This window comes from Marinobacter sp. DS40M6 (assembly GCF_028581595.1).
GTDB classification, from domain to species: Bacteria; Pseudomonadota; Gammaproteobacteria; order Pseudomonadales; family Oleiphilaceae; genus Marinobacter; species Marinobacter salarius.
In genome coordinates this window covers 67341-91352 of the sequence record NZ_JAFCAE010000005.1, presented here as the reverse complement: position 1 = coordinate 91352, position 24012 = coordinate 67341, and the positions used below count along the sequence as shown (strand labels likewise).

General features: G+C 58.8%; 29 protein-coding genes and 1 other RNA gene. 11 read left to right on the top strand and 19 right to left on the bottom strand.

The window, feature by feature from the left end:
• Nucleotides 1–215: 215 nt before the first annotated feature.
• Nucleotides 216–896: a ribose-5-phosphate isomerase RpiA gene (gene rpiA, locus JJO78_RS14210; protein WP_075194261.1), complete on the bottom strand. Its 681-nt coding sequence runs from the start codon at nucleotides 894–896 to the stop codon at nucleotides 216–218.
• Nucleotides 897–1035: 139 nt separating this feature from the next.
• On the opposite strand from rpiA, the gene ilvA reads away from it, so the two are divergent.
• A complete protein-coding gene (gene ilvA, locus JJO78_RS14205; protein ID WP_075194262.1) occupies nucleotides 1036–2571 on the top strand; it encodes a threonine ammonia-lyase, biosynthetic in 1536 nt (511 codons plus the stop codon).
• 278 nt (nucleotides 2572–2849) lie between these two features.
• A complete protein-coding gene (locus JJO78_RS14200; protein ID WP_164732102.1) occupies nucleotides 2850–2999 on the top strand; it encodes a hypothetical protein in 150 nt (49 codons plus the stop codon).
• 3 nt (nucleotides 3000–3002) lie between these two features.
• Here the strand turns inward: JJO78_RS14200 and JJO78_RS14195 are convergent, their stop codons facing one another.
• Nucleotides 3003–3653, bottom strand: coding sequence for a 5-formyltetrahydrofolate cyclo-ligase (locus tag JJO78_RS14195; RefSeq protein ID WP_041332551.1), 651 nt, complete (start codon nucleotides 3651–3653; stop codon nucleotides 3003–3005).
• A 137-nt stretch (nucleotides 3654–3790) separates the two neighbouring features.
• On the opposite strand from JJO78_RS14195, the gene JJO78_RS14190 reads away from it, so the two are divergent.
• Nucleotides 3791–4174 (top strand): DUF2750 domain-containing protein, encoded by a 384-nt coding sequence (locus tag JJO78_RS14190; RefSeq protein ID WP_075194263.1) that lies wholly within the window; start codon nucleotides 3791–3793, stop codon nucleotides 4172–4174.
• Nucleotides 4175–4192: 18 nt separating this feature from the next.
• Here JJO78_RS14190 and ssrS read toward each other — a convergent pair.
• The 5 genes from ssrS to JJO78_RS14165 all read right to left on the bottom strand — a co-directional run bounded on the left by ssrS (nucleotide 4193) and on the right by JJO78_RS14165 (nucleotide 7053).
• Nucleotides 4193–4372: non-coding RNA, 6S RNA (gene ssrS, locus JJO78_RS14185), on the bottom strand.
• Nucleotides 4373–4436: 64 nt separating this feature from the next.
• Nucleotides 4437–4733, bottom strand: coding sequence for a cell division protein ZapA (locus JJO78_RS14180; RefSeq protein ID WP_007153201.1), 297 nt, complete (start codon nucleotides 4731–4733; stop codon nucleotides 4437–4439).
• Nucleotides 4733–4939, bottom strand: coding sequence for a TIGR02449 family protein (locus tag JJO78_RS14175; protein WP_007153200.1), 207 nt, complete (start codon nucleotides 4937–4939; stop codon nucleotides 4733–4735). The genes JJO78_RS14180 and JJO78_RS14175 overlap by 1 nt, the downstream gene beginning before the upstream one ends.
• Nucleotides 4940–5041: 102 nt before the next feature.
• Nucleotides 5042–6316 (bottom strand): ABC transporter permease, encoded by a 1275-nt coding sequence (locus tag JJO78_RS14170; protein WP_075194264.1) that lies wholly within the window; start codon nucleotides 6314–6316, stop codon nucleotides 5042–5044.
• Nucleotides 6313–7053 carry an ABC transporter ATP-binding protein gene (locus tag JJO78_RS14165; protein ID WP_081899319.1) on the bottom strand — a complete coding sequence of 247 codons (741 nt, stop codon included), beginning with the start codon at nucleotides 7051–7053 and terminating at the stop codon, nucleotides 6313–6315. Before JJO78_RS14165 ends, JJO78_RS14170 begins: the two co-directional genes overlap by 4 nt.
• 49 nt (nucleotides 7054–7102) lie before the next feature.
• On the opposite strand from JJO78_RS14165, the gene JJO78_RS14160 reads away from it, so the two are divergent.
• Nucleotides 7103–7645 carry a DUF3299 domain-containing protein gene (locus JJO78_RS14160; RefSeq protein WP_126811468.1) on the top strand — a complete coding sequence of 181 codons (543 nt, stop codon included), beginning with the start codon at nucleotides 7103–7105 and terminating at the stop codon, nucleotides 7643–7645.
• A 23-nt stretch (nucleotides 7646–7668) separates the two neighbouring features.
• On the opposite strand, the gene JJO78_RS14155 is transcribed toward JJO78_RS14160, so the two are convergent.
• Nucleotides 7669–8307, bottom strand: coding sequence for a ZrgA family zinc uptake protein (locus JJO78_RS14155; protein ID WP_226909977.1), 639 nt, complete (start codon nucleotides 8305–8307; stop codon nucleotides 7669–7671).
• Between the two features lie 140 nt (nucleotides 8308–8447).
• Here JJO78_RS14155 and JJO78_RS14150 point away from each other — a divergent pair, with 140 nt between their 5' ends.
• The 5 genes from JJO78_RS14150 to JJO78_RS14130 are packed head-to-tail and all read left to right on the top strand — an operon-like array spanning nucleotide 8448 to nucleotide 13860.
• Nucleotides 8448–9044, top strand: coding sequence for a UPF0149 family protein (locus tag JJO78_RS14150; protein ID WP_036210508.1), 597 nt, complete (start codon nucleotides 8448–8450; stop codon nucleotides 9042–9044).
• Between the two features lie 27 nt (nucleotides 9045–9071).
• Nucleotides 9072–10394: a Xaa-Pro aminopeptidase gene (gene pepP / locus JJO78_RS14145; protein ID WP_036210505.1), complete on the top strand. Its 1323-nt coding sequence runs from the start codon at nucleotides 9072–9074 to the stop codon at nucleotides 10392–10394.
• Between the two features lie 2 nt (nucleotides 10395–10396).
• Nucleotides 10397–11677, top strand: a complete 1281-nt coding sequence (gene ubiH, locus JJO78_RS14140; RefSeq protein ID WP_075194266.1) for a 2-octaprenyl-6-methoxyphenyl hydroxylase — start codon at nucleotides 10397–10399, stop codon at nucleotides 11675–11677.
• Nucleotides 11670–12893 (top strand): UbiH/UbiF/VisC/COQ6 family ubiquinone biosynthesis hydroxylase, encoded by a 1224-nt coding sequence (locus JJO78_RS14135; protein WP_075194475.1) that lies wholly within the window; start codon nucleotides 11670–11672, stop codon nucleotides 12891–12893. The genes ubiH and JJO78_RS14135 overlap by 8 nt, the downstream gene beginning before the upstream one ends.
• A 52-nt stretch (nucleotides 12894–12945) precedes the next feature.
• The gene (locus JJO78_RS14130) at nucleotides 12946–13860 is read left to right on the top strand and encodes a DUF808 domain-containing protein (protein WP_036210499.1); all 915 of its coding nucleotides are present in this window, start codon (nucleotides 12946–12948) and stop codon (nucleotides 13858–13860) included.
• Between the two features lies 1 nt (nucleotide 13861).
• Here the strand turns inward: JJO78_RS14130 and JJO78_RS14125 are convergent, their stop codons facing one another.
• From JJO78_RS14125 to ubiE, 9 genes are all read right to left on the bottom strand, one after another.
• The gene (locus JJO78_RS14125; protein ID WP_036210496.1) at nucleotides 13862–14581 is read right to left on the bottom strand and encodes a 16S rRNA (uracil(1498)-N(3))-methyltransferase; all 720 of its coding nucleotides are present in this window, start codon (nucleotides 14579–14581) and stop codon (nucleotides 13862–13864) included.
• Nucleotides 14578–15372 (bottom strand): twin-arginine translocase subunit TatC, encoded by a 795-nt coding sequence (tatC, locus tag JJO78_RS14120; RefSeq protein ID WP_036210493.1) that lies wholly within the window; start codon nucleotides 15370–15372, stop codon nucleotides 14578–14580. The genes JJO78_RS14125 and tatC overlap by 4 nt, the downstream gene beginning before the upstream one ends.
• Nucleotides 15369–15872 carry a Sec-independent protein translocase protein TatB gene (gene tatB / locus JJO78_RS14115; protein ID WP_041332557.1) on the bottom strand — a complete coding sequence of 168 codons (504 nt, stop codon included), beginning with the start codon at nucleotides 15870–15872 and terminating at the stop codon, nucleotides 15369–15371. Before tatB ends, tatC begins: the two co-directional genes overlap by 4 nt.
• Nucleotides 15873–15882: 10 nt before the next feature.
• Nucleotides 15883–16119 (bottom strand): twin-arginine translocase TatA/TatE family subunit, encoded by a 237-nt coding sequence (gene tatA, locus JJO78_RS14110; protein ID WP_007153187.1) that lies wholly within the window; start codon nucleotides 16117–16119, stop codon nucleotides 15883–15885.
• Between the two features lie 88 nt (nucleotides 16120–16207).
• Nucleotides 16208–16537 carry a phosphoribosyl-ATP diphosphatase gene (locus JJO78_RS14105; protein WP_036210485.1) on the bottom strand — a complete coding sequence of 110 codons (330 nt, stop codon included), beginning with the start codon at nucleotides 16535–16537 and terminating at the stop codon, nucleotides 16208–16210.
• Nucleotides 16530–16967: a phosphoribosyl-AMP cyclohydrolase gene (hisI, locus tag JJO78_RS14100; protein WP_041332559.1), complete on the bottom strand. Its 438-nt coding sequence runs from the start codon at nucleotides 16965–16967 to the stop codon at nucleotides 16530–16532. The genes JJO78_RS14105 and hisI overlap by 8 nt, the downstream gene beginning before the upstream one ends.
• Before the next feature lie 14 nt (nucleotides 16968–16981).
• Nucleotides 16982–18631, bottom strand: a complete 1650-nt coding sequence (gene ubiB, locus JJO78_RS14095) for a ubiquinone biosynthesis regulatory protein kinase UbiB (RefSeq protein WP_075194268.1) — start codon at nucleotides 18629–18631, stop codon at nucleotides 16982–16984.
• Nucleotides 18628–19266: a ubiquinone biosynthesis accessory factor UbiJ gene (locus tag JJO78_RS14090; protein WP_041335193.1), complete on the bottom strand. Its 639-nt coding sequence runs from the start codon at nucleotides 19264–19266 to the stop codon at nucleotides 18628–18630. The genes ubiB and JJO78_RS14090 overlap by 4 nt, the downstream gene beginning before the upstream one ends.
• Nucleotides 19266–20057: a bifunctional demethylmenaquinone methyltransferase/2-methoxy-6-polyprenyl-1,4-benzoquinol methylase UbiE gene (ubiE, locus tag JJO78_RS14085; protein WP_041335196.1), complete on the bottom strand. Its 792-nt coding sequence runs from the start codon at nucleotides 20055–20057 to the stop codon at nucleotides 19266–19268. Before ubiE ends, JJO78_RS14090 begins: the two co-directional genes overlap by 1 nt.
• Nucleotides 20058–20171: 114 nt before the next feature.
• Between ubiE and JJO78_RS14080 the strand changes: the two genes are divergently transcribed.
• Nucleotides 20172–20450 (top strand): polyhydroxyalkanoic acid system family protein, encoded by a 279-nt coding sequence (locus JJO78_RS14080; RefSeq protein WP_075194269.1) that lies wholly within the window; start codon nucleotides 20172–20174, stop codon nucleotides 20448–20450.
• Nucleotides 20451–20465: 15 nt separating this feature from the next.
• Here the strand turns inward: JJO78_RS14080 and JJO78_RS14075 are convergent, their stop codons facing one another.
• Complete coding sequence (locus JJO78_RS14075) at nucleotides 20466–21215, bottom strand: FFLEELY motif protein (RefSeq protein WP_075194270.1); 750 nt, start codon at nucleotides 21213–21215, stop codon at nucleotides 20466–20468.
• Nucleotides 21216–21288: 73 nt separating this feature from the next.
• A complete protein-coding gene (locus JJO78_RS14070; RefSeq protein WP_273623904.1) occupies nucleotides 21289–22212 on the bottom strand; it encodes an alpha/beta hydrolase in 924 nt (307 codons plus the stop codon).
• A 343-nt stretch (nucleotides 22213–22555) separates the two neighbouring features.
• On the opposite strand from JJO78_RS14070, the gene JJO78_RS14065 reads away from it, so the two are divergent.
• Entirely contained in the window at nucleotides 22556–23950 is a 1395-nt protein-coding gene (locus JJO78_RS14065; protein WP_075194272.1) for a WS/DGAT domain-containing protein, read from the top strand.
• Nucleotides 23951–24012: the final 62 nt, after the last annotated feature.

The window sequence follows — 24012 nt, the reverse complement described above, 5'->3', positions numbered from 1 at the left end:
AAAGCCTCCCTGTGATCAAAAATCATGGAAGCAGTCTCACTCAATTTCAGCAACCAAGCAAGCGCTTGGTTTTCAGAAGGCCCGAAAAGAGTCCAGGCCGTGGAGAGGCAGGGACATCAGGGGACGTCAAAAACAAGGATGTTTTTGTCGAGCGTACACGGACGTATTAACAGCGTGCCCCTGATGTCCCTGTCTCTTCACGGTCTCCTCCGTAGTCAGTCGTCCTGTCGAGAGAAACTCTTTACCCCGTCTTCGGTACCCAGCAACAACAAGTCCGCAGGACGCCGAGCAAACAGGCCATTGGTCACAATGCCCACAATGTTGTTCAACTGCTCTTCCACCTGAAGCGGGCGGGAAATATCCAGATTGTGGATGTCCAGGATGATATTGCCGTTGTCGGTGGTGAAACCCTCGCGATAAACCGGGTCGCCGCCGAGCTTGACGATTTCGCGGCCAACGTGGCTGCGAGCCATGGGTACCACTTCCACCGGAAGCGGAAACGCGCCCAGAATATCCACCTTCTTGGACCCATCGGCAATGCAGATAAACGTCTTGGCCACCGCCGCTACGATCTTCTCTCGGGTCAGGGCGCCGCCGCCCCCCTTGATCAACTCCAGGCGTTCATTGGTCTCATCGGCACCATCGATATAGAACTCCAGGGGGCCGGCACTGTTGAGGTCGTAAACCGGAATACCATGGCTCTTCAGGCGCTCAGCCGTGGCGTCGGAACTGGCGACGGCGCCATCGAAATCGGTGCGGATATCCGCCAGCAGATCGATGAAACAGTTGGCCGTACTGCCGGTACCCACGCCGATAACGCTCTCCTGATCCAGGTGCGGCCTGATATGGTCCAGTGCGGCCTTGGCGACGGCTTTCTTCAGTTCGTCCTGATTCATCGATCGACTCCGGTTTTGCAGGAAAGTGTGGTTAAAGCCGCCATTATAGCTCTTCTGTGGGGCGAGCTTATAGACGGAACCCCGGCAAAGTTTCTACACTGTCCGTTTTCCCAACGACAATCCAACTCCGGACGGACCCATGCCGCAACGCTACATAAAGAAAATCCTCGATGCTCGTGTTTACGACGTGGCCATCGAGACTCCGCTGACCGAGGCCCGTAGCCTCTCAAAGCGCTTTGGCAACAACATTCTGCTCAAGCGCGAAGACCTTCAGCCGGTGTTTTCTTTCAAGATTCGTGGCGCCTACAACCGGATTGCGCAGCTCTCTGAAGAGCAAAAAGCCAAGGGCGTGATTTGTGCCTCTGCTGGCAACCATGCCCAGGGCGTGGCCCTGGCTTCCAAGAACCTGGGTATCAAGGCGGTCATCGTCATGCCTCAGACCACGCCAGAGATCAAAGTGCGATCTGTGCGTGATCACGGCGCCAAAGTGGTTCTCAAGGGCGACGCTTTTGACGAGGCCGCAGCTCATGCTCAGGAGCTGATCGCGAAGCACGGCTACACCTACATCCCGCCCTATGACGACCCGGACGTCATCGCCGGGCAGGGCACTGTGGCCATGGAAATCATGTGGCAGTTCAGCAAACCCATTCATGCCATCTTTATCTGTGTTGGCGGCGGCGGACTGATTGCTGGCATGGCGGCCTACATCAAATACCTGCGCCCGGAAATCAAGGTGATCGGCGTTGAACCCGAGGACTCCAACTGCCTGCAGGCGGCCATGAAGGCTGGCAAGCGGGTGGTACTGGACGAAGTGGGCATCTTCGCGGATGGCGTGGCCGTCAAGCAGATCGGCAAGTATCCCTGGGAGATCTGCAAGGACTATGTGGATGAGGTGATCACCGTCTCCACCGACGAAATCTGCGCCGCCATCAAGGATGTCTTTGAAGACACCCGCTCCATCGCCGAACCGGCCGGTGCGCTCGGCGTGGCTGGTATCAAGAAGTACATCGAGCGCGAACAGATCGAGAATGAAAACCTGGTGGCCACCCTCAGTGGGGCCAACATGAACTTCGATCGCCTGCGCTATATCTCGGAGCGCACGGAAATCGGTGAAAAGCGCGAGGCCATCCTGGCGGTGACCATCCCGGAGAAACCGGGGGCCTTCAAGACGTTCATCAACGCTCTGCACAAGCGTAGCATCACCGAGTTCAATTACCGCTACGCCGATGCCACCAATGCGACCATCTTCGTGGGCATCCAGATTGCGGCGGGCGGCCATGGCCGTGAAGATCTTATCCAGGACCTGCGGGAAACCGGGTACTCAGTGATTGACCTGACCGAGAGCGATCTGGCGAAGCAGCACATTCGCCATATGGTGGGTGGTCATGCGCCAACCATCACCAACGAGAAGGTTTTCCAGTTCGAGTTCCCGGAGCGCCCGGGTGCCTTGCTGAAGTTCCTGATGTCCTTGGGCACGCGCTGGAACATCTCCATGTTCCATTACCGCAACCACGGTGCGGCCTACAGCCGTGTTCTGCTGGGCGCCCAGGTGGAAGACGACGAAGTGAAAGACTTCGAGAAGATGCTCGACAAGGTTGGCTTCCGCTACGAAAACATGACTGACAATGAGGCTTATCAGCTGTTTTTGGGAGCCGGGAACAATAAGTCTGGGTAACGCGGATTAGGATTGGGTACGGCTGGCCTTCCAAAACTGTGCGGAGCCATGGATGGCGGAGCTCAAGCGCCACATGGATGTGCTTGAGCGTGTTTTGGAAGGCCAGCCGTACCCAATCCGGACGGTGAACTCCTGCTCTAGAAAGTCTTACAAAACTTTAATCTGTGAAAAATTGTAAAACACGGGATAGGTGTTAGTCTTTCGTCTAATTCTTGAAAACAAGAATAGTCAACTGATTTAGATCGATTTTACTATTCAAAATACCGGAGAATCCCCTCATGGGCCGCAAGCCTGACATTATCCGGACGGTCGTGCTGATTTTCGCCGTTGGCCTTGTTATTACTGGCTTCACATCACTTCAGGCCTCTGATGATGAGCCTACGGCCTCCGATAGCGAAGCCTTTACAGTGTCCGCCGTTCGAGACTAAACCTTACCGAAAGCTCTTTGATCTCATTCGGTAACGCTCTCTGTCAGTCACCACGCTGTGCAGAGGGATATCCCAGGGTTCCAGCGGTAACTCCGATACTTTTTGACAGTCATGGGCCAGCCCGATCAGCTTGGGGGCCAGTCGTGGCCGGATTCGCGTGAACGCAAAGGTGCGATCATAGAAACCGCCACCCATGCCCAGCCGGCCACCGAAACCATCAAATCCCACCAGCGGAAACAGTACGGCATCCAGCGCCCATGGTGGCCGCTCCAGCCCCTTGTGGAAGGGTGGTTCCGGAATGCCAAAGCGGTTGGCTGTCAGCTCGGTGCCATCGGTAAAAGGGCTGAAAACCAGCCTGCCACGGTGCACCGGATGCAGCACCGGCAAATAGAAGTGAATGCCTCGCCTGCGGGCAACATGAACGTACACCTGGGGATCTATTTCACCGTCGTTGGGCAGGTATACGGCAACGTGGCGGGCCCTGAAAAGGTCAGGATGTTTCAACAGGTTCAGCGCAAGCTGGTCAGCGGCAATCTGTTGTTCTTCCACAGACAGCGAGCGGCGCTTCTTCCGAAGGGCCTTGCGAAGATTGCTTCGGGATTGCGAGTCAGGGTGTTCTTCAAAGGGCTGGGGTGAGACAACGTTGGTCAACATAGAGCTTTTTCTACCATCGGGCTGCCCCTGTTGTACAGAAAAATGTCGCCTGTCACCGGTCTCTGGTTATGTCGGTGTGGCGAGCCGATAGGCTATCATTGGCCCTTCAAACTTTTCGTTCAACAGCAGGTCAATCCATGAACCATGATGCATTAATGAGTGTCCTCGAATCAGACGGCGAAGAACGATACGACTATTTCCTGAGCCAGGTCGGGGAGGAACGTGAAATCTGGATTCTGGTGAATGCGGAGAATCGCTTCCTCAAGATCGTGTCTGAAGATGGCGATGTGGAGTACCTGCCGGTATGGCCCAGTGAGGCATTCGCGGTGGAATATGGTAAGGGTTCCGACGATCTCACGCCTAAGCGTATTCCGTTGCCGGATTTTTTCAGGAAATGGGTGCCGGGTCTGACGAAAGACGGTCTGGACGTCGGGGTGCTGCCTGGCCTGGATGAAACCCTGTGGATAACCGAGCCAGAAGAGCTGAAACGCGACCTGCAGGATGAATTGTCGAGTTTCTGAGGATCCTGGTTGAAAGTAAAGCTTCCCGGGCTGCCGTTATCGGATGTGGCCCTTGAACCCAAAGTTCAAGGTCGGTGGCCGCTGTGACATATTAGGCTTTCCCCGTATGGGGACGTGCTCACAATGCCCTGAAGTAGCCACCTGGGTAGTGCGCATCGGCTCGAGGACGAATCCGACCAGCGAACAGCCCAGGAAGTTAAATTCATTATACGGGCATTGCCGGGGCTGATTGCAACACCTGAATCGGATTCCTGTGTAAGGACTAGTTACCGGTGCCTTCACCCAGTGCGGTATCGAGCTTTTCGTCCATGGCGTTGAGAATTGAACTGGCGGTGTCCGACATGGTGTCCCGCTCAAGCATCTCATTGGTGATGTTGAGTGCCGCCATCACGGCGATACGTTCGGTACCGAATACCTTGCCGCTGGCACGTATTTCCCGCATTTTGGTGTCCAGGTGCCTGGCGGAGCGGAGAAGGGCTTCCTGCTCTTCCTGGGGGCAGGCGACCAGGTATTCCTTGTCGAGAATCTTGACTTCGACGGTTGTCGGCTGCTGTGGCATCAGTGGTGCTCCAGGGCCCGGAGGCGGCCTATCATGGCTTCAATCTTGTTTTTGGCAAGATCATTCTTGTGCATGAGCTGCGCTCGCTCACGGTTCCAGTCGTCCTGCAGCTCGCGCAGCATCGCGTTGTCACGTTCCAGTTTGCGACAGTGTTCGATCAATCTGTCGAGTTTGTCCGCCAATGCCTGTAGTTCGGACTGTTCCATGAGTCGTCCAACGCCTGTATCAAAGAAGTGAACTAACTATAAGTGTGGACTGCAAGCTGGTCAATTTACAGGGATGTCATGGCCCGCGTTGCGTGATGTCCGTCACTCTGGGGCTACGTGTCCCAGCCCCTGTTTTCGGCTGCCCCGCCAGGCCTGGAGTGCCGGAATCAGTCCCACGAGCAACGCTGCCAGAGGGACGCTGGCGATGATCGACCATTCCGTTGCATTCAGCGGCCGCAAGCCTACCTGAACGCCCCATGTATCCAGTAGCCAGGGGCTAAGAGCCGCGATGCCGGCCGCTCCGGCCAGGATCGCGAGCCCGCAGGCCGCGATGGCCAGCAGAATGCATTCGATCACGTGCAATGCCGCGATGAGGGCCGGCGAAGCCCCGGTAGCCCTGAGAATCGCCACTTCCTGCCGCCGCTGCGCTTGCAGAGTCAGCAACACGGCCACGAGCCCGACCAGGCTGGTGACCACGACAAAGCCGGTGATGCCCAGCAAGGCTTTTTCGAACTGACCCATGATTCGCCAGAGTTCGCTGAGCGCCACCCCCGGGAGAATCGCCGACAACGGTTCGAGCTGCGATTCGTTGATCTGGCGCTGAACCTGAAAAGTCAGCACCTTGCGGTCGATGCCCACGAATGCGGCGGTAATCGCGTCCGGTGTGAGGTCCCTCTGCCTGGCCTGTTCGGGCGTGACGGTTCGCCCGGGGATGGCAACACCGGATTCCCAGCCAATATGGATGGCTTCGAGGCCCTCCAGGCTGACGTAAACTGCCTGGTCCACCGGTGTGCCAGTGGGAGCGAGGATGCCAGTGACCGTAAACGGAGTGTCCTTGTGGTTGGAGAAGCTGGTCTTGCCGCCACCATGGGACAGGACAACCCTGTCGCCAGTCTGGTGAGCGTGCTTGCGGGCTACTTCGGCCCCCAACACCACGTCGAAGACATCGGCGAACCATTCTCCCTCGGCCAATGCGGGTTTCTGGTCCCGACCGTAGCGGAAATGTTCCGGGAACTGCTCGCTGGTGCCGACAACCCGGTGCCCGCGATAACTGTCACCCAGGGATATGGGCACCAGCCAGCCGATGCGCTCATCCTCCTGCAGTTTCTCGTAGGTACTCCAGCGGATGTTATTGGTGGCGTCACCGATGTGAAAGACCGTGTACAGCAGCAGGTTCAGCTGACCGCTGCGAGCGCCCACGATCAGGTCGGTGCCGGAGATGGTGCTGGTAAAGGACTGCTTCACTTCGGTGCGAAGGTACTGAATGCCCAGAAGCAGGGTGATGCTGAGCGTCAGGGTCAGGGTTACCAGCGCCAGTACCCTGCGCCGATACCAGAGGCTTGCCATGGCCAGAGACAGTGCCAGCCGCAGGTTCATGGGGTCACCTCCAGGGCCAGTTGGTGGTTAAAGCGTTGGGCCAGGCTCTTGTCGTGACTGACAAAGACAACGGATGAGTGTTTTTCCGCCGCCAGCCCCAGCAACAACTCGATAAAGCGGTCCCGGTTGTCGCTGTCCAGGGCCGAGGTGGGCTCGTCGGCGAGGATCAGTTCCGGGGCGCCGGTCAGTGCCCGGGCGGCGGCTACTCGCTGTTGTTGCCCGACGCTGAGGGTGGTAACACGCCGGTGCCAATGGCTCTGGGGGATGCCCAGGGCAGTCAGCAGGGATTTCGCTTCTGCCTCCGGCGAAGACAAGGCCCGCGCTCGGCGTTTCCGTGAAAGCTTGCAGGGCAGTGTGACGTTGTCCAGCGTGCTCAGGTAGGGCACCAGGTTGAACTGCTGGAAGATAACGCCCATGTGGTCGGCCCTGAATCGGTCGCGTTGGCCGCTGGTCAGGCCTGCCAGGTCTGTGCCCAGTAATTCCAGGCGACCGGTGTCCGGCACGATCAGGCCTCCCATCAGGCTCAGGAGTGTGCTCTTACCGCTACCGCTGGGGCCTCGCAGGAAAAGGTGTTCACCGCTGTTCAGTGTTACGTCAGGATAGCGGATGCCCGGCTGGGTCCGGTCCCAGCGAAAAGTGAGTTCGCTGATGCGGAGGGTTTGCCGTGGGGTTACGGAACTCTCTGAGGTTACGGAACTATCTTTGTGCAAGTCTGTCTTGCCGGTCATGTCAGGCATTGGTCATCCGGTGTATGATCCCTGAATCGTTACAGGAGACGTCAGTTTTATGTCAGAACCTCTGGAATCCCGCTCGCGGCAACGCTCTCTGTTCGCCACCCTGTGTATGGTGGCGCTGGTCGCGGCCTTCAGTCTTTCAACCGCCGTTAGCGCAAAAGACGCCTCGCAAGAGATCGACTGGCTGGAATTGATGCCAGAGGAGGATCTCAACCTACTCGAGAATATGCCAGAAGTCTCCCACGAGGGTGACGGCCCTGCCACATTGCCGGACGAGATCATGACAGGCCGCGTGGTGCCTGAAATGGATGGCCGGTCGGGCCGGATTCCGGGTTTCGTCGTGCCGCTGAAAACCACACAGGATATGCGCATTCTGGAGTTTTTCCTGGTGCCATACTATGGCGCCTGCATACACGTGCCGCCACCTCCTCCAAACCAGATCATCCATGTGAAGTACAAGAAGGGCTTCAAGCTGGAAGCACTCTACGATCCGGTGTGGATTGAGGGCACCCTGAAGATCGAGAAGACCGAGAACGACATTGCTTCGTCCTCCTACTCCATCGTGGCGGAGAACGTCTCACCCTACGAGGAGTAATGTCTCTGCAGGGCGTTCATAGGTCAGTTGTTGGCAGTAAATGCCCGGTTTGAGGGTGTCAGCCGGGCACTACCCTGGCCAGAGGGGCTGACCCATTCGACGGTGAGCTCCTCCATGCCCTCGAACCTCTCCATCAGTGCCGATGTAAATTCCTGATCGGCGTCGATGCGGTTGCATTCCAGTTGCTGGGATACGTCGTATTCCCGATGAGTGGCTTCCCCATGATGTTCTTCGTCATGATGTCCTTCGTCGTGATGTTCGGCCTCGTGATGATCGTGCTCGTCGTGGCCGTGATGAGTCTCCCCACCATGGTTTTCGTCTTCCCCGCCGAGTTCCACGGCTGCGGCCGTCACGCGGCAGTCGGCCGCTGCGGTGTTGACCAGCGGCGTGGTTTCCAGCCAGCGGGTAATGTCCGCCAACCGGCTTTTTTCCGCCTCTGTGCGGGCGCCATGCTCGAACCCGGCGAGGTTGTAGGCCGGGGAATTGAGCATCAGGTCAATACGGTTTTCTTCCACCGCCATCTGCAATCGGGCATGGCCGTGCTCGTGGGCGCCGGGATTGTCGGCGGCCAGCGCCATCGGTGCCAGGCTGCAGGCGGCGACCATACATCCAAGTGTATGCAGCGAGCGTGGACGGTTGGGGGGTAAGCGTTTAGCGGACATGGCAGGCGGCTCTCCTTGAAATTGATATGTTATAACATAATTTACTCTTTCCCGGTCCGGAATCAAGAGGGCAAGTGTCTTAAATGCGCCTGAATGCTAGGATAGGGCCTTCACTCATTCATACAGGACCGTCCCGTTTCATGTCCGAAACCGACACCTCCAACGCCCGCGCCGTCGCCTTTGAGCGCTGGGCGAATATGTTCACCGCTCACAAGGCTTTCAGTCATCCATCAGAGCTCCATGGCGTGCTTTGTGGCCGGCTCGCTGCCGGCGCTCGTATCAATGAAGAAGAATGGCTGGCCATGGTGTGTGAGCACATGGGCCTGCCCCAGGCTGCGACCGACGAATCGGACGAACTGCGGGAATTTATGGCCTCGGCCTATAGCCAGACGCTTGAGCTGTTGAAGGCTACCGATATGAGTTTTCAGCCCTTGCTGCCGGACGATGATTACGCCATCGAACAGCGACTGGAAGCGCTCACCTCCTGGGTGCGTGGTTTCCTGGAGGGCATGGCGCTGTCCGCTGGTCAGGCACTGGGTGAGGCGCCGGATGAGATTCGCGAACTCATTGAAGATCTGGTGGCGATCAGTCAGGTGGCCGATGATGACGAGCCGGACGATGAAAGCGAACAACAATTGATGGAAATCGTCGAATATGTACGGCTGGGGGCGCTAGCGGTGTTTACTGAGTTCAATCCGCCGGAAAAGCCGTCACCCAATACCCCGACTTTGCACTGAACAACGCTGATACCCTTGGGAGACTTCATGGCTTCACTGATACCCGTCAAGGAATTCAACGATCGCCGGCACCGGCTGATGGAAAGAATGGCGCCGGATAGCATTGCCATACTGCCAGCCGCCCCTGAACGGGTGCGCAACCGGGATGTCCTGCATCCGTTTCGCCAGGACAGTGACTTCCATTACCTGACGGGGTTTGGTGAGCCGGAAGCGGTCCTGGTTCTGATTCCCGGCCGGGAGCATGGAGAGTCCGTACTTTTCTGTAAGGAACGAAACCCGGAAAAGGAGCTTTGGGATGGCTTCCTGGCAGGCCCCGAGGGTGCCATCGAGACCTTCGGCCTGGACGATGCCTTTCCCATTGCCGATATTGACGACATCCTGCCCGGCATGATCGAAGGTCGCAGCCGGGTGTATTACCCACTGGGCAAAGATCATAATTTTGATGCCAAGGTGATGGACTGGGTCAAACTGATCCGCAGCAAGGTGCGTTCGGGGGCCCATCCGCCCGGCGAGTTCGTAGCCTTGGAACACTTGCTCCACGACCTGCGCCTGTACAAGAGCGCGGCGGAAATCAAGGTGATGGCAAGGGCCGGCGAGATCAGTTGTGAGGCCCACAAGCGGGCGATGAAGAGGGCCGGCAAAGGGGTCTTTGAATATGCCCTGGAAGCCGAACTGATCCACACGTTTATGGAAAACGGTGCCCGCTCCACGGCCTATCCGTCGATTGTGGGGGGCGGCCAGAACGCCTGTATCCTCCACTACATTGAAAACAGCGCCCCGTTGAACGATGGCGACCTGGTGCTTATCGATGCAGGCTGTGAACTGGAATGCTATGCCTCCGATATTACCCGTACCTTCCCGGTCAGCGGAAGGTTCAGCGATGAGCAGCGGGCCCTGTATGAAGTGGTGCTGGCGGCCCAGTACGCGGCCATTGAGGAAGTTCGTCCCGGGAATCACTGGGACCATCCCCACCAGGCCGCACTGAAAGTACTTACCCAGGGCTTGATCGATCTTGGCCTGCTCAAGGATACGACGGTAGAGCAGGCCATCGAGGAACAGGCGTTCAAGCCGTTCTTCATGCACCGTACCGGCCATTGGCTTGGCCTGGATGTGCATGATGTCGGGGACTACAAGGTGGGCGATGCGTGGCGCGAACTGGAGCCGGGCATGGCACTGACCGTGGAGCCCGGGCTATATGTGGCGCCGGACAACACCAGCGTGGATGCGAAATGGCGTGGTATCGGCATTCGCATCGAGGATGACGTGGTGGTGACGAAAGAGGGCTGTCGGGTACTCACCGAGGCGGTCCCCAAGACCATTCCCGAGATTGAAGCGCTGATGGCCGACTGACCGTGAACCAGCACGATACCGATATCATCATCGCCGGTGGTGGGCTGGCAGGAGCCACCCTGGCATTGGCGCTGGCGAGAACCTTGCCGCAATTGCGGGTGACCGTGGTAGAGGCGTTTCCGTTGTCTCCGGAGGCCCTGCCTGACAGTTACCAGCCCAGCTACGATGCCCGCTCCACAGCGCTGGCCTGGGGCTCAAGATTGATCTTTGAAGAACTGGGCCTGTGGCAACAGCTTTCCGAGCATGCCACGCCCATTCGCCATATTCATGTATCGGATCGTGGGCATTTCGGGGCCACGCGCCTGAACGCCGCCGAGCACCAACAGGAGGCTCTGGGCTATGTCGCGGACAACCGCTGGATGGGGCTGTGCCTGATGCGGGAACTGCTGCAGACGCATGTGGTCTGGGAAGCACCGGCGGAAGTGACAGCCATGCAGCCGCTATCGGAGGGTGTTCGCGTTACCCTGGGCGCCGACACGGGAAATCGGGAACTGACCGCGCAGTGTCTGTTGGTGGCTGACGGCGGCCGTTCCGGCCTGCGTGAAACACTGGGCTTCCGGGTCAATGAACAGGCGTATGATCAGCATGCCCTGATCGCCAATGTCTCCACCTCCCATAGTCATGAGTTTACCGCGTTTGAACGTTTCACCGATGCTGGCCCCATGGCGTTGTTGCCTCACGGCTCGCCAGCGCGCGCCGGCACAAACGCCGCCCTGGTATGGACGTTGAGTAGTAAGGCTCTTGATGAACTGCTGTCATTGGGCGATGACGATAAGTGCCAGCGACTGCAGCATCGTTTTGGCTGGCGCCTGGGGCGTTTTACCCGCATCGGTGAATGCAGCCACTACCCGCTGACCCTGAAAACCGTGGATGAGGCGGTTCGGCCTGGTGTGGTGTTGGTAGGCAATGCGGCGCACACCCTTCATCCGGTTGCCGGTCAGGGCTTCAACCTGGCGTTGAGAGGCCTGATGGCGCTGGTGGAACAGTTCCGTGTGGCCGTCGAGCAGCAGCAACCCCTGGGCAGCCTGGGCGTGCTTAACGCTTATCAGGCTCGTCATCGCCGAGACTGGCAACAAACCGTACGGTTTTCCGACTCACTGATCCAGCTTTTCGGTAATCATCTACCCCTGGTGGCCACCGCCCGCGACGCCGGCCTGATGGGGCTGGATCTGCTACCCGGCGCCAAGCGCTGGTTTGCCCGCCAGGCTATGGGCCTGGGTGGGCGCCGGGCCGAGCTTCGTACTCCTGACAACGTTTTCTCGGAACGCAATGACCATGAGTGAGCAACCGCAATTCGATATCCTGGTGGTTGGCGGCGGCATGGTGGGCTCGGCCCTGGCGCTGGGTTTGTCTCGGCAGGGCTGGAATGTCGGGCTGGTGGAAGGTGCCGACCGAAAGGCCTTGATGCAGGGCCTCGAAGAAGCGCTATCTGTGGAAGATTTCGACCCCCGCGTGAGCGCCATTTCGGTCGCCAGCCAGCGGCTGCTGGAACAGTTGGGGGTATGGCCGGACATAACCGCTGGTCGCCACTGTTCCTACCAGACAATGACGGTGTGGGACGGCGATGGCACCGGCCGCATCCAGTTCGAGGCGGCAGAGCTCCGCGCCCCGGCGCTGGGTACGATCATTGAGAACCGTCGAATTGTGCAGGCACTGTTTGATGCCCTGGCTGACAGCGCTGTGACCCTGATTGACGGGGTCAGGGTGAGTGGCTGGTGGCAGGACGGGCACACGCGAGGCATCCGCCTGGAAGACGGCCAGACCTTCGGCGCCAGGCTTGTAGTGGCGGCGGACGGTGCCCACTCCCGATTGCGCCAGTGGGTGGGGCTACCGACCCGCGAGTGGGATTACGGCCAGCAGGCCATCGTATGCACCGTTCGAACGGCCCAGAGCCACCGCTATACCGCCTGGCAACGGTTCTCGCCCACAGGACCTCTGGCGTTCCTGCCATTGTTGTCAGAGTCCGGCGATGAGCATTTTTGTTCTATTGTATGGTCACAGGATACTGAAGAGGCACGGCGTCTGATGGGGCTGGATGACCACGCCTTCAAAGCGGAACTGGAACGGGCGATAGAGCGTGAACTGGGCGCAGTGGATCTGGTCTCGCGTCGCTACGCGTTTCCTTTGCGTCAACGCCATGCCAAGGAATACATCGCCCCTGGCTTTGCGCTGGTGGGAGATGCTGCCCATACCATTCATCCCCTGGCCGGCCAGGGGGCGAATCTGGGTTATGGGGATGTTCGTGCGTTGCTGGATGAACTTGCCAGTGCCCGGAGCAAAGGCATTGATCCAGACAACGAGCTTGTTCTGGCTCGCTACCAGCGCCGTCGCAAGGGTGAGAACCTCGCGATGATGGCGGCCATGGAAGGTTTCAAGCAACTGTTTGGCCGAGATGAGTTGACCCTGCGTTGGCTGCGCAACACCGGCATGCGCTGGCTGAACCAGCTTGGGCCGATCAAGAATCGTATTGCCGCCGAGGCTATGGGGCTGGATGCCTGAGTATGGTTTGCAGGGCGCACTATAAACATCGTTGAACCAAAAGGAATTCGTTATGGCTGCCAGCAGTCTCCTCGTATTGATTGATGACATCGCCACGGTTCTGGACGATGTGGCGTTGATGACCAAGGCGGCCACCAAGAAAACCGCCGGCGTGCTGGGGGATGACCTTGCGCTTAATGCCCAACAGGTGACCGGTGTGAAACCTGCGCGGGAACTGCCGGTGGTCTGGGCGGTGGCGAAGGGCTCGATGCTCAACAAGGCCATCCTGGTTCCGGGCGCTCTCGCCATCAGCTTCTTCGTGCCCTGGTTGGTGATTCCCCTGCTGATGCTGGGTGGCGCCTTTCTCTGCTTTGAGGGGTTTGAAAAAATCGCTCACCGGTTCCTTCACAAGCAGGAAGATGAACAGCACAAGGAAGAACTCCGCAACGCCCTGAAAAATCCCGACGCCGATCTGAAAGCGGTTGAGCAAGACAAGATCAAAGGGGCGATCCGCACGGACTTTATCCTGTCGGCTGAAATCATAGCGATCACCCTGGGAACGGTCAGTAGTCAGGGCATTGGAATGCAGTTCATGGTGCTGACGGTCGTCGCCATAATGATCACTATCGGTGTCTATGGCCTGGTGGCCGGCATTGTGAAACTGGACGATGGCGGTTTGTACCTCAGCCAGAAAGAAAGCCCATTCGCCAAGCGGGTTGGGGAAGGCATCCTCTGGTTTGCTCCCTGGATGATGAAAGCCTTGTCAGTGCTGGGCACCATTGCCATGTTCCTGGTGGGTGGCGGCATTCTCACCCATGGGCTGCCACCGGTGTATGAGGCCATTCATCACTTTGTCGAAGGTTTTGGTGGTGTCGCCCAGGCCGTTATTCCGGTGCTTGCGGACGGCCTTTTCGGCGTTGTAGCGGGGGCTTTGCTGGTAGCGGTGATCACACCACTGACAAAACTCTGGAAGGCGCGTTCGGCCTGAGCTAAACGCAGGCGTCGAACAGGCGGCTGACCAGCACAGGTACGGCGGTCTCCACCCGGAGGATACGGTTGCCAAGGTGTACCGCTTCGCAGCCCGCCTCGGTCAGCTTGTCGACTTCATACGGTATGAACCCGCCTTCCGGGCCAACGCACAGGGTGGCGGGTTCGTTGATGTGTGCCGGGCAGGGCGTGCTGGTGCCGGGGTGGGCCACCAGAGCACGGGTATTTCTCAGCAGGGCCGGCAATTCATCTTCCACGAACGGCTTGAACAGCTTGCGGACGTGCAGCCGGGGCAGGTGGGTGTCCCGCGCCTGCTCCAGGCCGAGTACCATGTTTTCCCGCAGATTGTCGTCCGACAGCCACGGCGTTTGCCAGAAGCTTTTCTCCACCTTGTAGGCATTGATCAGCCAGATATCCTTGACGCCAAGGGTTGCGCAGGTCTGCAGTACACGGCGGAACATCTTTGGCCGTGGCATGGCCAGGATCAGCGTCAAGGGCAGTGGGGCTGGCGGTGGTGTGGTTAATTCCACCTGGAGTACGGCCTCGGTATCGTTAAGCCTGACCACGCGACCCGTGCCAATATCGCCGTCCACCAGACCCACAGGTACCAGGTCGCCTTCCGCAACCTTCAGCACTGAATGCAGGTGTGCCAGCCGGCGGCCCGTGAGCACGGCTGTGTCCGTTGCCACGAAATCATCCTGAAACAGTAGCGCCAGGTTCATTCGTTGGAGGCGTCCGTTGCATCAGGGGCTTCCACCTCGCGCCTGGCGAGCCGACCAAACAGAATGCCGAGTTCAAACAACAGCCACATGGGCACCGCCAGCAGGGTCTGGGAGATGATGTCCGGTGGGGTCAGCAACATGCCGATTACGAAGCAGCCCACCACGATGTACGGGCGCTTCGCAGCGAGGTCTTCGGGCGTGGTGGCGCCAGTGAGAATCAGCAGTATGGTGGCGATGGGAATTTCGAAGGCAACCCCGAAAGCGAAGAACATCTTCAGTACGAAATTGAGGTAGCTGCTGATATCCGGCAACTCAACAATGCCTTCCGGGCCGATGGCGGTGAAGAATCCGAACACCAGCGGGAACACCACGTAATAGGCAAAGGCCGCCCCCAGATAAAACAGGACGACCGACGTAAACAGTAAGGGGAACGCCAGTTTCTTCTCATGGGCATACAGGCCCGGCGCAATAAAACTCCAGAGCTGGTAGAGGATCACCGGAATGGCCACGAACACGGCTAGCACCAGGGCCAGTTTCAATGGCGCGAAGAACGGCGAGGTGATGTCCGTTGCGATCATGGTCTGGCCGACTGGCAGCAGGTCCCGCAAGGGTTGCGATATCAGCAGGTAGAGTTCATTGGCAAACGGGTAGATGGCGGCAAAACAGATGATCACCGCCAACACCATTTTCAGCAGGCGGTTGCGCAGCTCCAGCAAATGCTCGATCAGTGGCATTTCCGGCTGTGCATCTTCGGGACGTTGGGCGTTTTTGCCGTCGGGCTGGGTGGTCATGAACGGTTATCCGGCGTGCTTTCCTGTTGTTTCGGGGTGCCATCGGCCGAATGGTCGTGCGTGCTGTCATCCTCTCGTGGCGGATCATCAGGGGCCAGAGAGGCATGTCCGGAACCGTTGGCTGAGGTAGGGTCTTCCTCAGGGTCCATTACGGGCTCTTCGGGTTCGGCAATCCGACGGGTCGCAGGTGCGGGCCGGTGTTTGGGCTTATCGTCGTCGGACAGAACCATGTGTTCGTATTTCTTGGCCTCGTCCAGGGCGCCGCGCACCGACTTCTGGACATCTTCCAGGCCGACGTCGCCGGCTTTGCGCAGTTCTTCGCGAAGCTCTTCCGCCTTGAGCTGACGGTCGAGTTCCGAGGAGAACTGGCTCACCATGCGGCGGGCACCACCAATCCAGCGCCCGGCTGCCCGGGCCGCTGTAGGCAGCCGTTCGGGGCCGAGAACCAGTAACGCAATGACGCCGCAGATCAGCAGCTCGACAAAGCCGATATCAAACATTCAGCCCGTCTCAGCTGTGGGACTTGTCCCGTGGCTTTTCTTCGGCGCGGGCTTCATGAGCTTTCGCGTCGGCATCGTCTGCAATGGCGTCCGGGTCATCGTCCTTCTTGTCGTCTTCGTTCATGGATTTTTTGAACCCACGAATGGCACCGCCGAGATCCCCGCCGATGTTGCGGAGCTTTTTGGTTCCGAACAACAGGATAACAATGCCAAGTACGATTAGGAGTTGCCAGATACTGATGCCCATGCCGGGACCCTCGTCTTAAGGTTTCTGTTACGGTTGATTGTACGCCACTTCGGGGGGCTTCCGGAAACCCTCTTCAGGGTTGCCCGGATCACTGATCCCGGGAGGCTTTTTCTTCAAGGCCAGACAGGTCAAATCGGCTGGCGAGCTCGTCGATGACGTCCTTGGGGCCAAGGCCAAGCCGGGACAGCATCACCATGCTGTGAAACCAGAGGTCGGCGGTTTCATAAACCACGTCCCGGGTTTCACCGGAGTGCTCCGCGTCCTTGGCGGCCAACAACGTCTCGGTGCACTCTTCCCCTACCTTTTCCAGGATCTTGTTGAGCCCCTTCTGGTGCAGACTGGCGACATAGGAGGTTTCCGGATCGGCCTCCTTGCGGGCTTCCAGCACCTGGGCCAATTGCTCAAGAATGTCACTCATGGTTGCTACCTCCCTGTTTGTCACCGTAAATAGCGCCGGGATCCCGCAGAACCGGATCCACGCTCGTCCATTGCCCGCCTTCCAGTTTGCGATAGAAGCAGCTTCGTCGCCCGGTGTGGCAGGCGATTCCGCCTTTCTGTTCAACCTTCAGAAGAATCACGTCTTCATCGCAGTCCAGCCGGATTTCCGAGATCACCTGTTGGTGCCCGGAGGTTTCCCCTTTGCGCCACAATTTGCCGCGGGAACGGGACCAATATACGGCCTGGCCTTCTTCAGCGGTCAGCCGGAGCGACTCTGCGTTCATCCAGGCCATCATCAGGATGTCGCCGGTAGCGGCGTCCTGGGCAATGGCAGGTACCAGCCCATCCGCATTCCAGCGGATTTCCTCTAACCAGTCAGGCGTCCCGACTCTAGCGTTTGAATCTTGCATTTAGATGACTTCCGTCAGTTTTTCCGTTCATGGCCTACAACCAGCCAGGCCGCCACGGCCAGTAAAGCCCAACCATGAACGGGCATGGTCTGTGCGAGGGTGGCAAGGTCGTGGTCGAGGCTCAGCCAGGCCACCCCCGCCAGGGCTGCAGCGGCCAGCCCCCGTCGCCAGCGCCGGTCGGCCCGGGCCCGGTTTTCACGAATAAGTTCCAGTGTAGCGCGACTGGGGTGGTCGTTGGAGCCCGTGTTGCGTAACTGCACCAGCGCGTCGTGTACCAGCTGTGGCATTTCCGGCGACTGCTCCAGCCAGGCGGGCAAATGGGACTGCAGGGATTTGATCAGGCCGGACGGGCCGATGCGTTTGCGCATCCAGGCTTCCAGGAAGGGTTGGGCGGTGCTCCACAGGTCCAGATCCGGGTAAAGCTGGCGCCCCAGACCTTCCACATTCAGCAGGGTTTTCTGCAGCAGTACCAGTTGCGGTTGCACTTCCATGTTGAAGCGCCGCGCCGTCTGGAACAGCCGTAGCAGGAAGTGGCCAAAGGAGATGTCTTTCAGTGGCTTCTCGAAAATCGGCTCGCAAACGGTGCGGATAGCGGCCTCGAATTCGTTGACCCGGGTGTCCGGTGGCACCCAGCCGGACTGGATATGCAACTCGGCGACCTGGCGGTAATCGCGGCGAAAAAACGCCAGCAAATTGCGGGCAAGATAGCTTTGGTCATCCGGTGCAAGAGTGCCAACGATGCCGAAATCGATGGCAATGTACTTGGGGTCGGCCGGGTTGCTGACATCCACGAAAATATTGCCGGGGTGCATGTCGGCGTGAAAGAAGCTGTCCCGGAAGACCTGGGTGAAGAAGATCTCCACCCCTTTCTCTGCCAGTACTTTCAGATTGACACCGGCTTCACGAAGCGCCGGAACGTCGGCAATGGGGATGCCGTGGATGCGCTCCATGACCAGAACGGACTTGCGTGTGTAGTCCCAGTCGATGGAGGGGATATAAATCAGCGATGAGTTCTCGAAATTACGGCGCAGCTGACTGGCGTTGGCGGCTTCGCGTTGCTGGTCGAGTTCGTCATGGATGGTGGAATCGTAGTCCGCCACCACTTCCACCGGGTGCAGCCGACGGCCTTCGGACCAGTAGCGTTCCAGCAGACCGGCCATCATGTACATCAGAGCCAGATCCTGGCGGATGACCCGTTCAATGTCGGGGCGGATGACCTTGACCACGACTTCCCGGCCGTCGAGAAGCCTGGCGGCATGCACCTGGGCGACGGAGGCAGAGGCCATGGGCTCGCGGGAAAACTCCGCAAACAGTTCCGACACCGGCGCACCGAGGGATTTTTCGATAATGCCCTGGGCGACGTCGCCGGGAAAAGGCGGTACCCGGTCCTGCAGGTTTTTGAGGGAAAGCGCCATGTCGTCGGGTAGCAAGTCCCGTCGCGTCGACAGGATCTGGCCGAATTTGACGAATACCGGCCCCAGCTCTTCAAACGCGAGGCGTAGGCGGTCCCCCCGGTCCAGCTTGGGTTTCGGAAACAGGTGCCAGGGGGCCAGCAGGAAGAACACTTTCAGGGGGACAGGCAGTTCCGCCAGCGGTAGAAAGGTGTCCAGCCGGTAGCGGCAGAAGACCCAGGCAATGCGGAACAGGCGTTGCAGGCGCGTCACGGCGTCTCCGTTTGGTCTTGTTGTCTGGGATGCTCCAGCCGCGTGACCCTGGCTTCCAGGCGTTCGGTCTGCAGGTTCAGCCGGTCGATATCGGTAAACGTGGCTTCCAGCTCCCGGCGCCCGGGCAGGCTTCGGCTTTCTTCATGAATATATTCTTCAACATTGGCGTTCAGGGACGCAAACGCCTGTCGGCTCCAGCGAACAGCCCCGCGAACGCGCTGGCCGATAAAATGCGCCGGCACATCACCAATATACCCGGCCATGGCAGCTTCCCAGTCGGGGTCGAGTTGGTCGATGGCGCGCTGGAACTGATGCGCCAGGGCGGTATCGCCAGTCACGTGAATGCGGCCTTCGCTGAAAACTCCGTCATCGCCGGTGGCCAGGGCGGCGAACGCCATGGGGCGGCCGGACAGGATCAAAGCGGGAGCTTCCGAGGGCTGGCTGGCAACCTGAATGCGATCTCCCGCCTGTTGCAGCGTCAGCGTGAGGCCGAGCCCATCCAGCGAAAACTGTACCGGCCCCGTGAGCGCTGACATCAGCGCCTGCTTGCCAGCGGGGTCCAGCGCCAGCGCTCGGTTGAGCGCGCTCTCAATGATAGAGGTGGCGGCAGACAGCAGGGTTGGGCCGGGAAACATCAGGGCTTGATTCCCACATGCAGGGCGACCACGCCACCGGTCATGTTGTAGTACTTGCAATTCACCAGGCCGGCCTCTTCCATCATCGCCTTGAGCGTATCCTGGTCCGGATGCATGCGGATGGACTCGGCCAGGTATTGATAGCTGTTGGAATCGCCGGCAATCAACTGGCCCATCAGCGGCAGCGCGTTGAATGAATACACGTCATAGGCTTTGCTGAGCAGCGGATTCTTGGGTTTGGAAAACTCCAGTACCATTACCTTGCCACCAGGTTTCAGCACCCGGGTCATGTCCCGCAGGGCCTGGTCCTTGTCGGTAACGTTGCGCAGGCCAAAGGCAATGCTCACAGCGTTGAAGCTGTTGTCCGGGAAGGGGAGGTGTTCGGCATCCGCCTGCACGTATTCGATGTTGCCGGCGTAGCCTCGGTCCATCAGCCGGCCCCGGCCAACCTGAAGCATGGACGCATTGATGTCGGCCAGCACAACCTTGCCGGTTGGGCCGACCAGGTCCGAGAACTTCATGGTCAGGTCGCCGGTACCCCCGGCAATATCCAACACCTGGTGCCCCTTGCGGACGCCGGAAAGCTCAATGGTAAAACGCTTCCAGAGGCGGTGGATTCCCATGGACATGAGGTCGTTCATCAGGTCGTACTTGCCGGCCACGGAATGGAACACGTCAGCGACCTGACCCGCTTTCTGGCTTTTCGGCACGTTGCGAAAGCCAAAATGGGTAACGTCGTCTTTCGGTGTTTCCGCCTGCGGCTGGTCGGTAGACGGTTGTTGCTCGCTCATGGGCATGTCCTGTCAGAATCTGAACCCCGTATTCTAACGCTTGCGGGGGTGGCTACAAGTTTAATGCCGCCTTACACTATAAATAGCGCCCGAAATCCTGGAGATATCCGTTTCATGTCAACAATTGATGTACGCCGCACTCATTCCCTCGACAAAGAGCACGCCCGCCAGGCGGCGGAAACCCTGGCTGAGGATCTGTCAAAGCAGTTTGATGTGAACTATCAGTGGGAAGGGGATCATCTCAAGTTCAAACGCAGCGGCGTGAAAGGCCAGTTGGAAATCACCGATAGCAATTTCCATGTTCACCTGGAACTGGGCATGATGCTGCGGCCGTTCAAATCGCGTATTGAGCAGGAAATCCACTCCCAGCTTGATCAGATTCTGAAGGCCTGAGTTCCCCCTATTTCGTTAAAGGTCACTCGGTAGCTCAAATGGTTTCGGGTGGCCGTCCAGGATGTTCTTCATGACCCGCTTCTCTCGCGTGACCAGCCGGTCAATCAGTAGTTCTACATTGTCCATTTTACGGAACGCGGAATAGCCCCGGTGCAGGAAACTGTGCAGATCGCTGAGGCCCGCCATCTCGGCCGGTGCCCGGCTCATTGAAAGCAGCCAGCCAAGGGTGCGGTTGCGGACATAGCGGTCGAGCTGGTGCCCCACCTCAGCCACCAGGGTAATCTGCCGTTCCCGTTGTTCCAGTTGCTGGCTGCTGCGAAAGATCTGGCAGTAGGCGTCGCTGGAAAGTTCGCTGGGAGAAAGGCCGCTTGAATGGCAGAGTTCGGCCAGCTCCAGGTCCAGCCGTTGGGTAATCAGGTTCAGCTCCACCAGCCCGGCGAAGGTGTCCAGCAGGTTGTCCGGGAGCCACTTCACCATCTTCGGGAATACGCGGTCGATGTTGTCGTCGCGTTGGGTCATGCCGGCGGGGGCGTAGAGGTCCGTCAGCAGGAATTCCAGGCCGGTGTGGTAGCCGGGGTGTTGGTAGAGGTCCGCGTGGGTGGCCTTCAGGCGCTCCGCCTGCCAGTCCGCTATCCGGAAGGTGTGTTCCAGCAGGGAGTGGGTGGCTTTGTACTGGCGGAAGTCGTGGTAGTCCAGTAGCAGTAGCTGCAACCGGCGGGCGCTGTCGGAATGGGTTGGGGTAGCGACTAGGCGCTCACGATACATGGGTGTGTGGCTCCACTGGACCTGCAACAGAAACGCGCCAGTTTAGCGGAGCCGGGGCTCGAGTGCAGCTGTGCTAACCCTGGGCCGTCGCCGGCAGGCTCTCAAATCCCGGCACCCATTCCTTGCTGTCGAGTGTAATAAAGTGGCTGGGAGCCTCGGTTTCGACAATCCGCATGGTGGTCGGGCTTTGGCGTGCACTGGCCAACATGGCCTGTCGGTCCAGTATTCGGTCCACAGCCGGTATCAGGAAGGTGCCGTAACGAACCTTGTTGTACACGCTGGTGTCTGTCCTCTCCATCCAGGCCATCAGGTTCTCTATGTTGCGAACAATGGTCAGGTGGTCCTTGGTGGCGGAAAACAGTTTGCCCAGCAGCTGCTTCTTGCGTGGGTTCATTTTGCCGAAGAAGGTTTGACCATAGGCGGATGAGGGAGCGCTGTTTATCAGGCGAATCAGCCAGGGCCACATGCCATGGCTCACCGGCTCCAGTACCGCCGTTACCAGGGCAGAAAGACGTCCCTGGGGCAGAACGGGTGCTTCCAGCACCAATTCCACGTTTTCATACAGTTCCGGCCATTGATTGATGGCCTCAAGGATGACGGAGCCGCCGCGAGAATGGCCATGTACGCGGATGTTGTCGGTGCTGGGCAGGTTCGCCAGGGCCTGGTTGAGAATACAGGCGTCGTACTCGATAGTGCCGTCGAGGTGTTTGATAGGCACTTCCCAGTCCGGTGCTTCGGGCGTTACGCCGTTTACGGGAATGTGATAGTTGCTGCAGGTCAGCAGGATCAGTTCGGTGGTTGGTGCTTCGTAGGCCTGGGTGAAGTAGCAGTGATTTTCCAGAAAACCGTGGACGCCAATAACGGTCTGTTCGGCCTTGCCGCTGTGATTGCGGACGGAAACGGCGCCTGTGCCGACGCGGAAGACTCGCCCTGAGAACATCTCCGAGTAAGCGCTATCGATCGGTTTTATCAGTTTTCGTACATGGCTCGCTTTCATGACTGCTCTCCTTCAGCACCTGATGCCTGCCTTTTATTGGTCTTTATGGGCGCTGGTACATTCAGTTGTACCGATTTCTGCCACCGCAGGTATTGGCACTGATTACTGTTTTTACGCTCAGCCAGGGCCAATAGACGTTTGGCGAACAGTGCGTAAAGGCACGTGTAGTGCCTAATAACCATTTCATCAAGCCTTATTCCCAGTATAGGGGTGAAAGGTTACTTCCGTGTAACTTTTTGTAACTACGTGACGCCGACAGCCTTATGGAGCCTTCAGGGCTTGTCTGGCACAATGCGGGGTCAACTTTCCATTTCTTGCAGCATTTATCCGGGGACAGACAGGTTTGAGTCAAAAGGAATCGCATCTGCTGTTGCCTGTGGACTCGGCCTGGCTGGCTCTTGAGCGGCCCGAAAACCCCATGACGATTACCGTTATGTTGCGGGTGGAAGGGCTCACGGAAGCCCGGTTGCTGGAATTCCTGCGTATTTACTGGCTTGCCTGGGAGCGTTTTCGCTATATGCCGGTTCGCCGCGCCCCTGGCTGGTGGTGGGAAAAGGACCCGGTATTTTCGCTCCATCATCACCTGCAGGTGGTCGGCGGCGAGCTGGACCGGCAGGCCTTGCAGGACTGGGTGTCAGCCCGGTTGAACCAGCCATTGCCCACGTACCGTCCGCTCTGGAAATTCTGGCTGCTTCCCGATGCCGAGGGCGGCGCCGTACTCCTTTTGCGCATGCACCACTGCTACGCCGACGGGCTCTCCCTGCAGGGCATATTTGACCGGTTGTGCCCGCCGTCACCGCAACAGGCGCCGGTGCTTTACGGCGCGGCGGAACAGGCGGACATGGGGCGTTGGGGAAGAGCCGCCAATGCCTGGCTGCGTGAGCTGACGGCTAGTGAGTGGCCGCGGGAAGAGGCGGGTCCGGGGGGCGATATTCCCCGCAACGGTGGCACCGCCGGTCGCAATGCCCTGGAGCGGGCGACCTGGAAAAGTGTCAAGCTGGTCAATGAGCTCAGCCAGTTCCTGGTAGAGCCGGAAGATACGGACTCCTCCCTTAAGCGGTCGCTATTGGGACGTCGCCAGTGCCGCTGGTCGCAGCCCGTGGCGCTTGAACGTTTTCGCCGGATTGCCACGCTTACCAGCGTTACCATCAACGATGTGTTACTCAGTTGCGTGGCGTCTGCAGTCCGCAATCGGCTTGTCGCCGACGATACCGATATGGATGAGGCGGTGCTTCACGCGGCGGTGCCAGTGGATATCCGCAACCGCCTGCCGGAAGGGGTAAAGCCGGAGCCCGGTACTCTGGGTAACTATTTCGGGACCGTGTTCGTGCCGTTGCCGGTGGACGGTGAAAGTTCCCTGGAGCGGCTGTTCCGCATCAAGCATGAAACCCGCAAGCTCAAGAAAAGTTGGCAGCCCGGCCTGTCCTGGGCGCTGACAGGCAGCGCACCGCTGATTCCCGAAGCCTGGCGTCAACCTGTGGCGGATCTGTTCTACCGCAAGGCCAGTGCGGTGGTGTCCAATGTTCCCGGTACTCGTGAGCAACGCTACCTGGCCGGCTGCCGTATTCTAGAACAGATGTTCTGGGTACCCCAGGCCGGGGATATCGGGCTTGGCGTCAGCATTGTCAGCTACGCCGGTCAGGTCCAGTTTGGCGTGGTGGCTGATGAGGCTGTTATGGCCGATCCGGAGTCCTTTCTCGATGATTGCCTGCAGGAGTTGGAGTGCTTCCCAATCTGACGGGTAGTAGTTCCAAAGTTCTGTTTTCATAGCCTCCTAAAAGATCAGAAAACCTGCCCCCT

Excerpts from the sequence above, each read along its gene's own strand:
- rpiA (WP_075194261.1), bottom strand. The coding sequence starts at position 896 with ATGAATCAGGACGAACTGAAGAAAGCCGTCGCCAAGGCCGCACTGGAC.
- ilvA (WP_075194262.1), top strand. The coding sequence starts at position 1,036 with ATGCCGCAACGCTACATAAAGAAAATCCTCGATGCTCGTGTTTACGAC.
- JJO78_RS14200 (WP_164732102.1), top strand. The coding sequence starts at position 2,850 with ATGGGCCGCAAGCCTGACATTATCCGGACGGTCGTGCTGATTTTCGCC.
- JJO78_RS14195 (WP_041332551.1), bottom strand. The coding sequence starts at position 3,653 with ATGTTGACCAACGTTGTCTCACCCCAGCCCTTTGAAGAACACCCTGAC.
- JJO78_RS14190 (WP_075194263.1), top strand. The coding sequence starts at position 3,791 with ATGAACCATGATGCATTAATGAGTGTCCTCGAATCAGACGGCGAAGAA.
- JJO78_RS14180 (WP_007153201.1), bottom strand. The coding sequence starts at position 4,733 with ATGCCACAGCAGCCGACAACCGTCGAAGTCAAGATTCTCGACAAGGAA.
- JJO78_RS14175 (WP_007153200.1), bottom strand. The coding sequence starts at position 4,939 with ATGGAACAGTCCGAACTACAGGCATTGGCGGACAAACTCGACAGATTG.
- JJO78_RS14170 (WP_075194264.1), bottom strand. The coding sequence starts at position 6,316 with ATGAACCTGCGGCTGGCACTGTCTCTGGCCATGGCAAGCCTCTGGTAT.
- JJO78_RS14165 (WP_081899319.1), bottom strand. The coding sequence starts at position 7,053 with ATGCCTGACATGACCGGCAAGACAGACTTGCACAAAGATAGTTCCGTA.
- JJO78_RS14160 (WP_126811468.1), top strand. The coding sequence starts at position 7,103 with ATGTCAGAACCTCTGGAATCCCGCTCGCGGCAACGCTCTCTGTTCGCC.
- JJO78_RS14155 (WP_226909977.1), bottom strand. The coding sequence starts at position 8,307 with ATGTCCGCTAAACGCTTACCCCCCAACCGTCCACGCTCGCTGCATACA.
- JJO78_RS14150 (WP_036210508.1), top strand. The coding sequence starts at position 8,448 with ATGTCCGAAACCGACACCTCCAACGCCCGCGCCGTCGCCTTTGAGCGC.
- pepP (WP_036210505.1), top strand. The coding sequence starts at position 9,072 with ATGGCTTCACTGATACCCGTCAAGGAATTCAACGATCGCCGGCACCGG.
- JJO78_RS14135 (WP_075194475.1), top strand. The coding sequence starts at position 11,670 with ATGAGTGAGCAACCGCAATTCGATATCCTGGTGGTTGGCGGCGGCATG.
- JJO78_RS14130 (WP_036210499.1), top strand. The coding sequence starts at position 12,946 with ATGGCTGCCAGCAGTCTCCTCGTATTGATTGATGACATCGCCACGGTT.
- JJO78_RS14125 (WP_036210496.1), bottom strand. The coding sequence starts at position 14,581 with ATGAACCTGGCGCTACTGTTTCAGGATGATTTCGTGGCAACGGACACA.
- tatC (WP_036210493.1), bottom strand. The coding sequence starts at position 15,372 with ATGACCACCCAGCCCGACGGCAAAAACGCCCAACGTCCCGAAGATGCA.
- tatB (WP_041332557.1), bottom strand. The coding sequence starts at position 15,872 with ATGTTTGATATCGGCTTTGTCGAGCTGCTGATCTGCGGCGTCATTGCG.
- tatA (WP_007153187.1), bottom strand. The coding sequence starts at position 16,119 with ATGGGCATCAGTATCTGGCAACTCCTAATCGTACTTGGCATTGTTATC.
- JJO78_RS14105 (WP_036210485.1), bottom strand. The coding sequence starts at position 16,537 with ATGAGTGACATTCTTGAGCAATTGGCCCAGGTGCTGGAAGCCCGCAAG.
- hisI (WP_041332559.1), bottom strand. The coding sequence starts at position 16,967 with ATGCAAGATTCAAACGCTAGAGTCGGGACGCCTGACTGGTTAGAGGAA.
- JJO78_RS14090 (WP_041335193.1), bottom strand. The coding sequence starts at position 19,266 with ATGTTTCCCGGCCCAACCCTGCTGTCTGCCGCCACCTCTATCATTGAG.
- ubiE (WP_041335196.1), bottom strand. The coding sequence starts at position 20,057 with ATGAGCGAGCAACAACCGTCTACCGACCAGCCGCAGGCGGAAACACCG.
- JJO78_RS14080 (WP_075194269.1), top strand. The coding sequence starts at position 20,172 with ATGTCAACAATTGATGTACGCCGCACTCATTCCCTCGACAAAGAGCAC.
- JJO78_RS14075 (WP_075194270.1), bottom strand. The coding sequence starts at position 21,215 with ATGTATCGTGAGCGCCTAGTCGCTACCCCAACCCATTCCGACAGCGCC.
- JJO78_RS14070 (WP_273623904.1), bottom strand. The coding sequence starts at position 22,212 with ATGAAAGCGAGCCATGTACGAAAACTGATAAAACCGATCGATAGCGCT.